Here is a 14,353-nt window from a genome sequence, read left to right on the forward strand (position 1 = left end):
CAGGCCCGCCCGCCCTTGTAGCTCAGTCGGCCAGAGCACCTGTCTTGTAAACAGGGGGTCGTCGGTTCGAATCCGACCGGGGGCTCGTACCGGAGGTTCCACCCCATGGGGGCGGGACCTCCTTTTTCCGTCCGGGGGTGACGAAAAAGGCGTCCGGGACCTGGTGACAAAAGGTGGAACATGCAGGTAGCGTCACCGGAGAGTCCGCGTCGTCGCGGGCTCGACCACTGAAGCGGCACCGAGAGACCTGCTTCCTTTACTCGGATCGTCCGGCACGTTCCTGCCGGTGAAGGGATTGCGTACCACCATGGCTACTGTGACGTTCGACAAGGCCACCCGGATCTACCCGGGTGGCGACAAGCCCGCCGTCGACGGCCTGGACATCGAGGTCGGGGACGGCGAGTTCCTGGTTCTCGTCGGCCCGTCCGGCTGCGGCAAGTCGACCTCGCTCCGCATGCTCGCGGGGCTGGAGGACGTGAACGCCGGCGCGATCCGGATCGGCGAGCGGGATGTCACGCACCTGCCGCCCAAGGACCGCGACATCGCGATGGTGTTCCAGAACTACGCGCTGTACCCGCACATGACCGTCGCCGACAACATGGGCTTCGCGCTCAAGATCGCCGGCGTCAACAAGGCCGAGATCCGCAAGCGGGTCGAGGAAGCCGCCAAGATCCTGGACCTCACCGAGTACCTGTCGCGCAAGCCGAAGGCGCTCTCCGGTGGTCAGCGGCAGCGTGTCGCGATGGGCCGCGCCATCGTGCGTGAGCCGCAGGTCTTCCTCATGGACGAGCCGCTGTCGAACCTCGACGCCAAGCTCCGTGTCCAGACCCGTACGCAGATCGCGAGCCTGCAGCGCCGTCTCGGCGTCACCACGGTCTACGTCACCCACGACCAGACCGAGGCCATGACGATGGGCGACCGCGTCGCCGTCCTCAAGGACGGTCTGCTCCAGCAGGTCGACACCCCGCGCCACATGTACGACAAGCCGGCCAACCTCTTCGTCGCGGGCTTCATCGGCTCCCCGGCGATGAACCTCATCGAGGTCCCGATCGTCGACGGCGGCGTGCGCTTCGGCAACGCGCTGGTCAACGTCGAGCGCGACGCGGTGCAGGCGGCGGCGGACAAGGGCGACCGCACGGTCACCGTGGGCGTCCGTCCCGAGCACTTCGACATCGTCAGCGGCGACAGCGAGGCCAAGTCGCTGTCCAAGGACGCCCCGGCGGGCCTCGCCGTGACCGTCAACGTCGTCGAGGAGCTCGGCGCCGACGGCTACGTCTACGGTTCGGCGAAGGTCGGCGACGAGGACAAGGACGTCGTCATCCGCGTCGGCGGCCGCGAGATCCCGGAGAAGGGCTCCGTGCTGCACGTCGTGCCGCGCCCGAACGAGACCCACGTCTTCGCGACCTCCTCCGGCGAGCGCCTGAGCGACTGAACGACCTGATCACACAACGACCCCTCCCGGGGGGAGTTGCGCGCCCGTGACGGCCGGGCGGTGCGTATCCGTACGCACCGCCCGGCCGTTCGCGTACGGGCACCCGGGCCCCGGGCCCGGCACCCCGCACCCGGCACCCGGCACCCGGCACCCGGCGGATATACAGCCGCACAAGCGGCAGTTCGGGCCCGTTCGTCAACGCTCGAACGCACCGCGCGGCGATTTCACTCCCCCGCAAGAGTGACTGAATGTCGCCGATTCATCACCAGTCGCTACGATCCGAACCGTGAACCAGGTAGCTCGCCGTCTCGGCAAGACATTCGCGCTCGTCCTCCCGGTCGTTCTCGTGCTGTCGGGAACGCTCGCCGTCACCCGCGTCCCGTGGGCCGTCTCCTCCTCCGACGCACAGGTGCTCACCGCCTCCGCCAAGTCACCGGCCCGGGTGACGGCGGACCAGGCGGCGAGGGCGCCGCAGGAGGCGCTGCGTGCCCGCCTGCTGGACGAACTCCAGCAGCGGGACCCCGGTGCCGCCCTGACCGACCTCCAGGTCGCCATGGCCCGGCATCCGTCCCTCGCCAAATACTGCGTCTCCATCGCCCGTTCGCTGGGCCGTGCCGCCGTCGCCAAGTACGACGGCTCGGTGCGGCGCGCGCAGGCGTGGTCGCGGCCGGTGTGCGACACGTCCTTCGCGACCGGCGTCGCCGCCATGGGCTGACGGCCCGGCCCCTCCCACCCGACCGGTCCGAGCGCCGCCGTGAGCGCGTACGCCCGGCGACCCCCGCGGGGGTCGCCGGGCGTACGCGCTCACGGTCCGTCGCATAGGGTGCGCTGCATGACGCACGACACCACCGCGCACGACACGACCGTCCCGGTCACCCAGGCCGTCATCCTGGCCGGCGGCCAGGGCTCACGGCTGCGGCCCTACACCGACGACCGGCCCAAGCCCATGGTCGAGATCCCCGGCACGGGCACGCCGATCATCGGCCACCAGCTCGCCTGGCTGGCCGCGGAGGGCGTCACGGACGTCGTCGTGTCGTGCGGGCACCTCGCGGAGGTGCTCCAGGAGTGGCTGGAGAAGGCGCCGCTGCCGCTGAAGGTCACGACGGTCGTCGAGGGCGAGCCGCTGGGCCGCGGCGGCGGCCTGAAGTACGCGGCCGCCTCGCTGCCGCGCGCCGACGAGCCGTGGTACGCGACCAACGGCGACATCTGGACCCGCTTCTCGCTGCGCGGCATGGCCGCCTTCCACGAGGAGCGGGACGCGGTCGCGACCCTGGCGCTCGCCCGGCCGCGCATCCCGTGGGGCGCCGTGGAGACCAACGAGTTCGGGCAGGTGCTGGACTTCATCGAGGCGCCGCCCTCGCCCTTCCTGATCAACGCGGGCGTGTACGTCTTCGCGCCGTCCTTCACCGCGCTGCTGCCGGACCTGGGCGACCACGAGCGCACGACCTTCCCGCGGCTGGCCCGCGAGCGCCGCCTCGCCGGCTACCCGATCCCGCAGGGCGCCTACTGGCGGGCGATCGACACCGCCAAGGACCTCCGCGAGGCCGCCCGCGAGCTGAGCACCGCGCCCGTGATCTGAACAAGCCCCCGACGCACGATTCCCCGCGGCTCACCCGGAGCCGCGGGGAATCGTGCGTCAGGGGCGGGCCCTCAGGCCGTCGGCACCGCGGAGGGCTCGGGGGCGCCCAGCAGCCCCGCGCCCAGCAGCCCGCCGATCGCGCCGCCCTGGGTGGGCTTCGGCGCGGGCGGCGGCGGGGGCGGGTCCGCGTGCGTCGGCGGCGCCGCGGGGGGCTGCGACGTCCCGCCCGAGCCGCCGGACGAACCGCCGCCCGACCCGCCCGGCGTACCGCCCGTCGACCCCGCGCCGCCCGGGGTGTGCGAGCCGCTCCCCGGCGTGTGCGGGGCGGCGCCGTCCTCCGTGCCGCTGCCCGGCGGCTGCGTGGAGGTCTCCGGCTGCGGCTTCTTCCGCTCCTCGGCCGGGAGCGTGGGCGCCGCGGGGCTCCCGGGCCCGTTCCCGTCGTCGTCCCCCGAGACCTCGGGCAGCGGCTGGCCCGGCAGCTCGTTGACCGGCGGCCCGGCGGGCCCGACCTGGTGCGTGCCCGGCGTGGTGCTGGCCCGGACCGCGGCACCCAGCACGGAGCCGATCAGCAGCGAGCACCCGACGATGAGCGTGCCCAGCACCACTCCGCGGCGCAGCACGTAGCGGCGCAGCCCCCACAGGCCGACGCGCGGGCCGAGCCGGCGCCAGGCGTCGGAGGCGAGCTTGCCGTCGACGGAGTAGACGGGGGCGCCGGCGATGACGAGCGGGCTCCACGCGGCGAGGTAGATGAAGTCGGGGGCGTCGTAGACGGGGACGGTGCGCCAGCTCACGGTGACCAGCAGCGCGACGGACAGTGCCGCGCCGAAGACCGCGGCGACCCGCTGCCACAGGCCGAAGACCGTCAGCACGCCCACCACGACCTGGAGGAAGGCGATGGACAGGCCCGCGCCCACGGGGTGGTTGAGGGCGGCGTCGCGCAGCGGTTCTGCGGCGGCCCACGGGTGCAGCGAGTTGAGCCAGGTGACCATGGAGCCGCGCCTGCCGCCGTCGAAGTAGACGCGGTCGCAGAGCTTGCCCATGCCCGCGTAGATCGACACGAAGCCGAGGAAGATGCGCAGCGGCAGCAGGACGATGCCGAGGTTCATCCGGCGGCCCGGGTACCAGGCGTGCTTGACGAAGTCGCCGCCCTTGGGCACGGGCCGCTCCCGCCGGGGCGCGGCCGCGTGCAGCTCGTCCTCGTCGTCCTCGTCCCCGTACAGGTCGTACCCGGCGTCGTAGCCGGCGGCCGGCGGCTCCTCGTCGAAGGCGCCGCGGGCGGGGCGTACGCCGCCGAGCAGGCCCGTGGTCGGGGCCTCGCCGTTGCGGGGGCCGACGACGGTGGGGGTCGTGGGCGGCAGGACCGTCGCCCCGCCGATCCGCGGCAGCACCTGCGTGGTCGCGCCCGCCGCGCCGTCCGGGTCGGGGGACCCGGTGCCGTGCACCGCCTGGAACAGCTCACCGGCCGGTGCGTCGCCGGGCTCGGTGCGGCCGGACCACACCATCGGCGCGAGCCGGCGGCGGCCCGTCGGTGCGGTGTGCTGCTGCGCGGCGCGCGGCACGGCCTGGCCGCGCTGGCCGCGTGCGAGGGCGCGTGCGGAGGTCCTTCCCAGCTGCACGCGGAAGCTCGCGTGCGTGACGATGACCTGGGCGGGGTCGCTCGGCACGCGGGCCATGGTCAGGACGGGCTCGTCGAATCCGGGCGTCCCTCCCCCCGGGGAGGGGCGGGGTGTTCTGGTGTCCACACTCATCTAACCGAGTGACGGTCCTTTAGGACACTGCCGGACACCGCCCTCGATGTCCGAGACGCGTCAATCGGACCGGACCCGTATGATGCCCTCCCGCACCCGCCCGGCCGGGGTCACGAGCGGCGCCGGGCCGCCTCGTAGAGCACCACGCCCGCGGCCACGCCGGCGTTCAGCGACTCGGCCGCGCCGCCCGGCATCGGGATGCGCACCAGCAGGTCGCACGTCTCGCCGACCAGCCGCGACAGGCCCTTGCCCTCGCTGCCCGCGACGATCACGACCGGCCCGTCCAGCACGTCCAGGTCGTACAGCTCGACATCACCGTCCGCCGCGAGGCCGACGACGGTCAGACCCGCCTTCTGGTACGCCTCCAGGGCGCGGGTCAGGTTGGTCGCGCGCGCGACGGGGACGCGGGCGGCGGTGCCGGCCGAAGTCTTCCACGCACCCGCCGTCATCCCGGCGGCCCGCCGCTCGGGCACCACGACGCCGTGCCCGCCGAAGGCGGCGACCGAGCGGACGACCGCGCCGAGGTTGCGCGGGTCGGTCACCCCGTCCAGGGCGACGATCAGCGCGTCCTCGCCCCGGTCGGCGGCCTCGCCGAGCAGGTCCTCGGGGTGCGCGTACTCGTACGGCGGGATCTGCAGGGCGATGCCCTGGTGGTTCAGCCCGGACGTCATGCGGTCCAGCTCCGGCTTGGGCGCCTCCATGAGCGGCACCCCGCGGTCGGTGGCCAGCCGCAGCGCCTCGCGCACCCGGTCGTCGTTGTCGATGAACTGCTGGACGTAGACAGCCGTGGCCGGGATGTCGGCGCGCAGCGCCTCGACGACCGGGTTGCGGCCCACGACCATCTCGGACGCCGACCGGCCGCCGCGGCCCGCCGGACGCTGCTGCCGGCCCGTGCTCTTGCGGGCCTGGACGGCCGCGATCCGGTTCTTCTTGTGGCCCGGGCGCATCTCGGCGGGCGGGGTCGGGCCCCTGCCCTCCAGGCCCTTGCGGCGCTGCCCGCCGCTGCCGACCGTCGCGCCCTTCTTGCTGCTCGTTCGGCGGTTCCTGCGCTGGCTGTTGCCGGCCATGGGGACTCTCACTTCTTCCGTCTACGTCACGTCGTTGGGCACGGGCCCGGAAAGCGGCGGGGGGTGCGGGGGCCGGGCGCCCGCACCCCCCAGCGCCTGTCGTCAGCCGCGCAGCGTCCAGCGCGAGCCGGTCGGGGTGTCCTCGATCTCCAGACCGGACTGCACCAGCTGGTCGCGGATCGCGTCGGCCGTCGCGTAGTCCTTGCGGGACCGCGCCTGCTGCCGCTGCTCCAGCACCAGCCGGACCAGCGAGTCGACGACGCCGTGCAGGTCGTCCCCGCGGTCGGCGCCCGTCCAGTGCGGGTCCAGCGGATCCAGGCCCAGCACTCCGAGCATCGCACGGACCTCGGCCAGGCGCGCGACCGCCGTCTCCTTGTCGTCGGCGGTCAGCGCGCTGTTGCCCTGCCGGACGGTGGTGTGCACCACGGCGAGCGCCTGCGGCACCCCGAGGTCGTCGTCCATCGCCTCGGCGAAGGCGGGCGGCACCTCGCCGGCCGGCTCGACCGGCCCGGCCTTCTCCACCACCCGCTGCACGAAGCCCTCGATCCGCGCGAACGCGGCCTCGGCCTCGCGCAGGGCCTCCTCGCTGTACTCGATCATCGACCGGTAGTGCGGGGTGCCCAGGTAGTAGCGCAGCACGATCGGCCGCCAGCGCTGCACCATCTCCGAGACCAGCACGGAGTTGCCGAGCGACTTGCTCATCTTCTCGCCGCTCATGGTGACCCACGCGTTGTGCACCCAGTAGCGCGCGAACTCGTCGCCGTAGGCCTTGGCCTGGGCGATCTCGTTCTCGTGGTGCGGGAAGATCAGGTCGATGCCGCCGCCGTGGATGTCGAAGACCTCGCCGAGGTACTTGTGCGCCATGGCGGAGCACTCCAGGTGCCAGCCCGGCCGTCCGCGGCCCCACGGGGTCTCCCAGGACGGCTCGCCGGGCTTGGCGGCCTTCCACATCGCGAAGTCCCGCTGGTCGCGCTTGCCGGTCTCGCCCTCGCCCTCCGGCTGCCGGAGGTTGTCCAGCTCCTGGTTGGACAGCTCCAGGTAGCCGGGGAAGGAGCGCACGTCGAAGTACACGTTGCCGTCGGAGACGTAGGCGTGGCCGCTCTCGATGAGGCCGCGCATCATCTCGATCATCTCGGGCACGTGTCCGGTCGCCCGCGGCTCGTAGGTGGGCGGCATGCAGCCCAGCACGTCGTAGCCGCTGGTGAAGGCGCGCTCGTTCTCGTACCCGATGGCCCACCAGGGGCGGTCCTGCTCGGCGGACTTGCGGATGATCTTGTCGTCGATGTCGGTGACGTTCCGGACGAAGGTCACGCCGTAGCCGCGGTAGCGGAACCACCGCTGCAGGATGTCGAAGTTGAGCCCCGACCTGATGTGGCCGATGTGCGGGGCCGCCTGCACGGTGGCGCCACACAGGTAGAGAGAGACGCAGCCCGGCATGAGCGGGACGAAGTCACGTACCTGGCGCGCGTTTGTGTCGTACAGGCGAATAGTCACCCCTCAAGGGTAGTGGGCCCGGCGGCCTTCGCGGACCGCCGGGCGGAAGGCCCGTGGACGTCAGAGACGCTCGACGACGTGCTCCGGCGTGACCCGCACGATCAGGCGCACGGTGCCCGGTCCGTCGTTGCTGTACGGCGCGCCGGTGTACTTGCGGCTGACGGAGTCGACGAAGCTGCGGTCCTCGTCCTCGGTGAGGGTCGCGGTGCCGCGGATCTCGACGTAGGTGAACGGGTTCCCGCTCGGCGTCGCCAGCACGGTGACCCGCGGGTTCCGCGCCAGGTTGCGCGCCTTGCGGCGGTCCCGGGTGGTGGAGAACAGGACGTCGTCCCCGTCCCGCGTCACCCAGATGACGGACAGCTGCGGCGTCCCGTCCGGCTCGACGGTGGCGACGGTCGCGTAGGTCTTGTCGTCGAAGAGCGCACGAGCGGTGTCCGAGAGGTGGGCCATGGCTACGGTGCCTTCCTGGGGGCCGGCTGCTTGGGTCCGTCAACGCCGGGAGGACGCGGATTCATCCGCGCGCGGTGGAAGTGCCCCGCCCCGGGGGCTGCCCGGGGCGGACGCTCAGGACGCAGGCGCGGCCGCGGTCGGCGGCAGCACCATCGCGGTGGCCAGGGCGGCGAGCCCCTCGCCGCGGCCGGTGAGGCCGAGCCCGTCCGTCGTGGTGCCGGACACCGAGACCGGCGCCCCCACCGCCGCGGCGAGAGCCGCCTCCGCCTCGGCGCGCCGTGTCCCGATCTTCGGGCGGACGCCGATGACCTGGATCGCGACGTTCCCGATCGTGAAGCCGGCCGCGCGGACGATGCGCGCCGCCTCCGCGAGCAGCGTCACCCCGGACGCCCCGGCCCACTCGGGCCGGTCCGTGCCGAAGTGCGCCCCGAGGTCGCCGAGCCCGGCGGCCGAGAAGAGCGCGTCGCACGCCGCGTGCGCGGCCACGTCGCCGTCCGAGTGCCCGGCGAGCCCGTGGGACGCGCCCTCCCAGTGCAGGCCCGCGCACCACAGTTCGCGGCCCGCGGCGAAGGCGTGCACGTCCGTTCCGACGCCGACCCGGGGCAGCGGCACCGGCAGCGTCTCCCCGGCGGGGGGCTCAGTGCCCATTGGCCCTCCTGCGGGCGAGTACGGCCTCGGCCAGGACGAGGTCCAGCGGCCGGGTGACCTTGAAGGCCTCCTCGTGCCCGGGCACGACGAGGACGGGGATGCCGAGCCGTTCGACCATGCCCGCGTCGTCCGTGACGGGGCCGCCGACCGAGGAGTGCGCCTTGGCCAGCACCTCCCGGTCGAAGCCCTGCGGGGTCTGGACGGCCCGCAGCAGCGCCCGCTCGGGCGTGCCGGTGACGGCGCCGGTGTCCGGGTCGACGCTCTTGACGGTGTCGGCGAGCGGCAGCCCGGGCACCACGGCGGGCGCCCCGCCCCGTACCGCGTCGACGACGGCCTCGACCGTCTCGACGGGCACCAGCGGGCGGGCGGCGTCGTGCACGAGCACCACGTCGACGTCGTCGGGCAGCGCGGCGAGGCCGAGGCGTACGGAGTCCTGCCGCTCGGCACCGCCGGGCACGACCCTTATGTCGGTGGACTCGGGCAGCCCGTTCGCGTCGAGCAGCGCCCGCACCTCGGCGGCGCCGTCCGGCGGCGCGACCACGACGATCACGGAGACCGCGCGGACGCGCACCATCGCGCGCACCGCGTGGACCAGGATGGGGACCCCGCCGAGAGTGCGCAGCGCCTTCGGCGCCCCGGGGCCCAGCCGGACGCCACGTCCGGCGGCGGGAATGACGGCTGCGGTACGCAGGTTTGTGTCCTTGTATGAGTTGGGTATCGCTTGGGGGTGCGCCCGGGTGATGTTCCGGGTGGTTGCAGGGCACGGTCACCCCGCCAGGACCCCTTCCGTGAAGTCCTGGGGACGACCTTAAGCCCTGCTGGACCGCAGGCGCCGGGTTCGGCGTACGCGCTGCGGCAGCTGCGGTCACCCGTCCAGCCGCCGCGTGCGCCGGACCGAGCATGCCGCAGCACCCGGCCGTGGTGCTGGGCCGGGTGCCGCGGCAGGGTCCCCGGAGGGTGCCGGGGGTGCGTCTGCGTAAGTCAGTACGTCACGGCAGCGTGGGTGGGCGCTGGAGTGGACGCGACACGAGAACGTCCGGAAAGGGACGGTCTTACGACGCGAGGACTTCGTCGAGCAGGGCCTCGGCCTTGTCCTCGTTGGTGTTCTCGGCGAGAGCGAGCTCGCTGACCAGGATCTGCCGCGCCTTGGCGAGCATGCGCTTCTCGCCGGCCGACAGGCCGCGCTCGCGCTCGCGGCGCCACAGGTCACGGACGACTTCCGCGACCTTGATGACGTCGCCGGACGCCAGCTTCTCCAGATTTGCCTTGTATCGACGGGACCAGTTGGTGGGCTCCTCGGTGTACGGCGCGCGCAGCACCTCGAAGACCCGATCCAGCCCGTCCTGACCGACAACGTCGCGCACGCCGACGAACTCCGCATTGTCCGCGGGTACGCGCACCGTCAAGTCGCCCTGGGCGACCTTGAGCACCAAGTAGGTCTTGTCCACGCCTTTGATCTGGCGAATTTCGATAGCCTCGATCAGCGCGGCCCCGTGATGGGGATAGACCACGGTGTCGCCAACCTTGAACGTCATGTGACAGGTACCCCTTCCGTGGCTATCCAGGGTAACACGGGAACGCCCTCATCTGAATGGCGTTTTCGCAGGTCAGGGCATATCTCGGGGCTTGACAAGCGCCCCCGGAACGTGCTGGAGGGTGCCACGCGGACCCGGTATTCGCAGGTCGGAGCGGGTATACGGGGACCCGGAATCGCCGCCGCCGGAGTGACACCGGCCGCCGCACACGGGGCGATACGTCCGGATTTGTCGCTCACCGGCGAGTGGATCTTCGCTACTCCGTTCGGGTTCACGCCACGCACGGCGCGGTTGAAGATCAAATTGTCCGGCGATCACGGAAATCACCCCGACCCGCCGCGTCACGTCGACCCGCCGGTAATCACACCGTGGTAATGCCGGAATACATTGCAGGCGTGTTGCGCGCGCGTACCGCGTCGCCGCCACCGCGGCCGGGCACCGACCGGATCCGGCCATCGCCGCACTTCCGCCGCCTCGCCGCGGAGCCCCCCGACCCGCGGACACGACCGCCCGGGTGAGGGACTGTCACTGAGGGGGACACCCGGTGCGCGGCCGATACCGGGGCTCGGTAATCTTAGGCCGCTGGAAGATCGCCCGATCCCGCCGAACCGGCTGCCCGCCACAGCCGGCCAGGCCGTCAGCCCGAGTCCAAGGAGATGCCGCCGCCGTGGTCCGCAGCTTCCGACGCGGCGCCCTCGCCGCCGCCGTCGTCGCTCTCTCAGTCAGCCCCCTCGCCGCCTGCGCCGCGGGGAACCAGGCCGAGACCCTGAAGGTCAAGCCGGACAACCCGGCCGGGTCGAAGGGCGCCATCCAGGTGCAGAACGCCTTCGTCCTGACCGACCCGAGCGGCCCCGCCTCGATCACCGCCCGGCTGTTCAACAACGGCGACAGCGACCAGACGCTGGACAGCGTCAGCATCGGCAGCGGCCCGTCCGTGCAGCTGTCGGGTGCGAACGGCACCGGCGCCATCACCGTCCCCGCGCACGACACCGTGCTGGTCGGCGGCCAGGGCAACCCCAGCGGGGTCGTCACCGGCGGCCAGGAGCAGCTGCAGAACGGCGGCTTCCAGAACGCGGTGTTCACCTTCAGCGGCACCGGCCAGATCCCCCTGAAGATCCAGGTGATGCCCGCCGCGGCCTACTTCGCGCCGTACGGCCCGGGCTCGCTGCCGACGACCGCGGCCCCCACCCCGACCGGCACCGCCACCTCGACGGAGACGCCGCAGGCGCCGGGCGGCACCGCCACGCCGACGGGCACGGCGACCGCGGCCTCGTAGGCCCGGCCGCACCGCACGTCCCGCACGTACTGCCACGTGCAGGGGGTCCGCGCCACGGCGCGGACCCCCTGCACGTACGGCGTCCCCCCGCGGCCTACGGCTCGAACTTGTAGCCGAGGCCGCGGACGGTCACCAGGTAGCGCGGGGCGCCCGGGTCGGGCTCGATCTTCGCCCGCAGCCGCTTGACGTGGACGTCGAGCGTCTTGGTGTCCCCGACGTAGTCGGCACCCCACACCCGGTCGATGAGCTGCATGCGGGTGAGCACCCGGCCGGCGTTGCGCAGCAGCATCTCCAGCAGGTCGAACTCCTTGAGCGGCAGGTCCACCTTGCCGCCGCCGACCGTCACGACGTGCCGGTCGACGTCCATCCGCACCGGCCCGGCCTCCAGCGCGGCCGGGGAGATCTCCTCGGGCTCGCCGCGGCGGCGCAGCACCGCACGGATGCGGGCGACCAGCTCCCGCGACGAGAAGGGCTTGGTCACGTAGTCGTCGGCGCCGATCTCCAGCCCGACGACCTTGTCGATCTCGCTGTCCTTGGCGGTCACCATGATCACCGGGACATTGGACTTGAGCCGCAGCTGGCGGCACACCTCGGTGCCGGGCAGCCCCGGCAGCATCAGGTCGAGCAGGACCAGGTCGGCGCCGTTGCGTTCGAACTCGTCCAGCGCGTCGGGCCCGGTCGCGGATATGGCGACCTCGAAACCCTCCTTGCGGAGCATGTACGACAGCGCGTCGCTGAAGGACTCTTCGTCCTCGACGACGAGTACGCGGGTCACGGAAGGACCTCCGGAGCGGGGATGTGTTCGGGGAGGGTCTGGAAGAGCTGTTCGTCCGACGGCTCGTCGGCCGGCTCCGCCTCGGCATCGGGATCGGTGCCGGGCGGGAGCGCGCGGTCGCGGGCGATCCCGGCCTCGGGAAGCCGCAGTGTGAAGGTGGAGCCCTGTCCCTCGACGCTCCACACGGTGACCTCGCCGCCGTGCGTGGCGGCGACGTGCTTGACGATGGACAGGCCGAGCCCGGTGCCGCCGGTGGCCCGCGAGCGTGCCGGGTCGACCCGGTAGAAGCGCTCGAAGACCCTTTCGCGGTCCTTCTCGGAGATGCCGATGCCCTGGTCCGTGACGGAGATCTCGATGAGGTCGCCCCCGGCGGCGGTGATACGGCGTCCGGCGATGCCGACCCGGGTACGGGCCGGACTGTAGTTGACGGCGTTCTCGACGAGGTTGCCGAGCGCCGCCGCGAGCTGGCCCCGGTTGCCCCAGATGAACAGGTCGGGCGGGGCTCCGGTGGCCATGGTGATCTGCTTGGTGTTGGCCTGGTGGCGGCAGCGGTCCACCGCCTCGGCGACGAGGTCGTCGACCGCGACCGGCTCCGCGTCGTCCAGCAGGTCGTCGTCCTGCACCCGGGAGAGGTCGATGATCTCCTGCACCAGGCTGGTGAGCCGGGTGGCCTCGATCTGCATGCGGCCGGCGAAGCGGAGCACCGCCTCGGGATCGTCGGAGGCGTCCATGACGGCCTCCGACAGCAGCGAGAGCGCCCCGACCGGGGTCTTCAGCTCGTGGCTGACGTTGGCGACGAAGTCCCGCCGGACCGCTTCGATCCGCCGGGCCTCGGTGAGGTCCTCCACGAGCAGCAGCACCAGGCGCGAGCCCAGCGGCGCCACCCGCGCCGACACGGCGAGACCCTCGCCCCGCCCCGCGCCGCGGCGCGGGAGGTCGAGTTCCACCTGCCGTATCTCGCCGTCGCGCCGTGTCTCGCGGGCCATCTGCAGCATCTGGTCGACGGCGAGCCTGCCGCCGCGCACCAGTCCGAGGGCGTACGCCGCCGAGCTGGCCTTGACCACGGTGTCGCCCTCGTCCAGGACGACCGCCGAGGACCGCAGCACGGACAGCACCGTGTCCACGCCGGGCGGAAGCGCGGCTTCCGCGTGCAGTGCGGTACGGGTCGGGCGGGCCTGCTCCCGCTCGCTCCAGCGGAACGCGAGCACGGCGATCACACCGGTCGCCAGACCGGCTATCGCGCTGGCTGCGGCGACTGCCGCGTTCACGTCCATGGCTCCAGGTTAGGTGGCCCACGCAAGCGCTCCACAACCCTGGAAGAGAGCTCTCGGTCGCCCGTTGCCAAGAGTTCACCTTGACGTAGGAGGTGGTTCACTCCGGGTGCGCGGCCGGTACTCCGTGGGCCGCGAGCGTGGAGCGTGGAGGAGAAGCCCTCTTGTGCCGGCCCGTGCACCGTGTGTACAGACCGCTCATCAGCTCATGGAAGCTCATGCAGGCTCATGGAAGGAACGCGAACGCAATGCGGGACGCATATCACGAGGAACTCGACTCCATCGGCGACGGCCTCGTCGAGATGGCCCGGCTCGTCGGCTCCGCGATCGGCCGCGCCACCACCGCGCTGCTCGACGCCGACCTCAACGTCGCCGAGAGCGTCATAGGCGCGGACGAGAAGGTCGACGACCTCCAGCGCGAGCTGGAGACCCGGGCGATCAACCTGCTCGCCCGCCAGCAGCCGGTGGCGACCGACCTGCGCATCGTCGTCACCAGCCTGCGGATGAGCGCCGACCTGGAGCGCTCCGGCGACCTCGCCCGGCACGTCGCCAAGCTCGCCCGGCTGCGCTTCCCCGCCTCCGCCGTGCCGCGCGACCTGCACAGCACCATCCTGGAGATGGGCCAGCTCGCGCAGCGCCTGATGGCCAAGGCCGCCGAGGTCATCATCACCAAGGACGTCGACGACGCGCTCCAGCTGGAGGCCGACGACGACCGCATGGACGAGCTGCACCGCGCCCTCTTCCAGCACCTGCTGGACGACCGCTGGAAGCACGGCATCGAGACCGCCGTCGACGTCACCCTCGTCGGCCGCTACTACGAGCGCTTCGCCGACCACGCCGTGTCGGTGGCCAAGCGCGTCGTCTACCTGGTGACGGGCGAGCACGTGTACGAGCTGTCGCCGCTGCCGACCGACGTCGAGACGGCGTAGCGCGTACGCGGCGGGCCGGGGCGTGCGGGAGCGGTGGGACGGCGGGGCGGGGCCGCCGCCCCGCCCGGGCGGGGGCGTGCGGGGCGCGCGGCGGGGAGCGGGGTGCACTAGTGCGCCCTTGATGAACCCGGGGCGGCGCCGTTTCACTG

General features: G+C 72.6%; 14 protein-coding genes and 1 tRNA gene. 6 read left to right on the forward strand and 9 right to left on the reverse strand.

All coding sequences use genetic code 11. The features are described 5' to 3' along the window. Nucleotides 1-11 precede the first annotated feature (11 nt). The 4 genes from ACH4SE_RS30500 (at nucleotide 12) to ACH4SE_RS30515 (ending at nucleotide 3,011) form a co-directional block, all read left to right on the forward strand. Nucleotides 12-85 (forward strand) — tRNA-Thr (locus ACH4SE_RS30500). Between the two features lie 222 nt (nucleotides 86-307). After that, entirely contained in the window at nucleotides 308-1,432 is a 1,125-nt protein-coding gene (locus tag ACH4SE_RS30505) for an ABC transporter ATP-binding protein (protein ID WP_398546753.1), read from the forward strand. Nucleotides 1,433-1,718: 286 nt separating this feature from the next. Beyond that, nucleotides 1,719-2,147: a hypothetical protein gene (locus ACH4SE_RS30510; protein WP_398546754.1), complete on the forward strand. Its 429-nt coding sequence runs from the start codon at nucleotides 1,719-1,721 to the stop codon at nucleotides 2,145-2,147. A 117-nt stretch (nucleotides 2,148-2,264) separates the two neighbouring features. Continuing rightward, nucleotides 2,265-3,011, forward strand: a complete 747-nt coding sequence (locus ACH4SE_RS30515; RefSeq protein WP_398546755.1) for an NDP-sugar synthase — start codon at nucleotides 2,265-2,267, stop codon at nucleotides 3,009-3,011. A 71-nt stretch (nucleotides 3,012-3,082) separates the two neighbouring features. On the opposite strand, the gene ACH4SE_RS30520 is transcribed toward ACH4SE_RS30515, so the two are convergent. The 7 genes from ACH4SE_RS30520 to ACH4SE_RS30550 all read right to left on the reverse strand — a co-directional run bounded on the left by ACH4SE_RS30520 (nucleotide 3,083) and on the right by ACH4SE_RS30550 (nucleotide 9,953). Then, entirely contained in the window at nucleotides 3,083-4,759 is a 1,677-nt protein-coding gene (locus ACH4SE_RS30520; protein WP_398546756.1) for a DoxX family protein, read from the reverse strand. Nucleotides 4,760-4,869: 110 nt separating this feature from the next. After that, complete coding sequence (gene rlmB, locus ACH4SE_RS30525) at nucleotides 4,870-5,826, reverse strand: 23S rRNA (guanosine(2251)-2'-O)-methyltransferase RlmB (protein ID WP_398546757.1); 957 nt, start codon at nucleotides 5,824-5,826, stop codon at nucleotides 4,870-4,872. Nucleotides 5,827-5,928: 102 nt separating this feature from the next. After that, complete coding sequence (cysS, locus tag ACH4SE_RS30530) at nucleotides 5,929-7,320, reverse strand: cysteine--tRNA ligase (RefSeq protein ID WP_398546758.1); 1,392 nt, start codon at nucleotides 7,318-7,320, stop codon at nucleotides 5,929-5,931. Between the two features lie 60 nt (nucleotides 7,321-7,380). Then, nucleotides 7,381-7,770 carry a PPOX class F420-dependent oxidoreductase gene (locus ACH4SE_RS30535; RefSeq protein WP_398546759.1) on the reverse strand — a complete coding sequence of 130 codons (390 nt, stop codon included), beginning with the start codon at nucleotides 7,768-7,770 and terminating at the stop codon, nucleotides 7,381-7,383. A 114-nt stretch (nucleotides 7,771-7,884) separates the two neighbouring features. Then, nucleotides 7,885-8,418: a 2-C-methyl-D-erythritol 2,4-cyclodiphosphate synthase gene (gene ispF, locus ACH4SE_RS30540; RefSeq protein ID WP_398546760.1), complete on the reverse strand. Its 534-nt coding sequence runs from the start codon at nucleotides 8,416-8,418 to the stop codon at nucleotides 7,885-7,887. Further along, nucleotides 8,408-9,136 (reverse strand): 2-C-methyl-D-erythritol 4-phosphate cytidylyltransferase, encoded by a 729-nt coding sequence (ispD, locus tag ACH4SE_RS30545; protein ID WP_398546853.1) that lies wholly within the window; start codon nucleotides 9,134-9,136, stop codon nucleotides 8,408-8,410. The genes ispF and ispD overlap by 11 nt, the downstream gene beginning before the upstream one ends. 334 nt (nucleotides 9,137-9,470) lie before the next feature. Continuing rightward, nucleotides 9,471-9,953: a CarD family transcriptional regulator gene (locus tag ACH4SE_RS30550; RefSeq protein ID WP_031525269.1), complete on the reverse strand. Its 483-nt coding sequence runs from the start codon at nucleotides 9,951-9,953 to the stop codon at nucleotides 9,471-9,473. A 667-nt stretch (nucleotides 9,954-10,620) separates the two neighbouring features. Between ACH4SE_RS30550 and ACH4SE_RS30555 the strand changes: the two genes are divergently transcribed. After that, nucleotides 10,621-11,229 carry a DUF461 domain-containing protein gene (locus tag ACH4SE_RS30555; RefSeq protein WP_398546761.1) on the forward strand — a complete coding sequence of 203 codons (609 nt, stop codon included), beginning with the start codon at nucleotides 10,621-10,623 and terminating at the stop codon, nucleotides 11,227-11,229. Nucleotides 11,230-11,323: 94 nt separating this feature from the next. Here ACH4SE_RS30555 and ACH4SE_RS30560 read toward each other — a convergent pair whose 3' ends face one another. Further along, nucleotides 11,324-12,004, reverse strand: a complete 681-nt coding sequence (locus ACH4SE_RS30560; protein WP_031525271.1) for a response regulator transcription factor — start codon at nucleotides 12,002-12,004, stop codon at nucleotides 11,324-11,326. Further along, nucleotides 12,001-13,278 carry a sensor histidine kinase gene (locus ACH4SE_RS30565; protein ID WP_398546762.1) on the reverse strand — a complete coding sequence of 426 codons (1,278 nt, stop codon included), beginning with the start codon at nucleotides 13,276-13,278 and terminating at the stop codon, nucleotides 12,001-12,003. Before ACH4SE_RS30565 ends, ACH4SE_RS30560 begins: the two co-directional genes overlap by 4 nt. A 245-nt stretch (nucleotides 13,279-13,523) precedes the next feature. On the opposite strand from ACH4SE_RS30565, the gene phoU reads away from it, so the two are divergent. Beyond that, nucleotides 13,524-14,204: a phosphate signaling complex protein PhoU gene (gene phoU, locus ACH4SE_RS30570; protein ID WP_398546763.1), complete on the forward strand. Its 681-nt coding sequence runs from the start codon at nucleotides 13,524-13,526 to the stop codon at nucleotides 14,202-14,204. The last annotated feature ends 149 nt before the right edge of the window (nucleotides 14,205-14,353 follow it).

It is taken from the genome of Streptomyces sp. NPDC020983, from assembly GCF_044333485.1.
Lineage (GTDB): Bacteria > Actinomycetota > Actinomycetes > Streptomycetales > Streptomycetaceae > Actinacidiphila.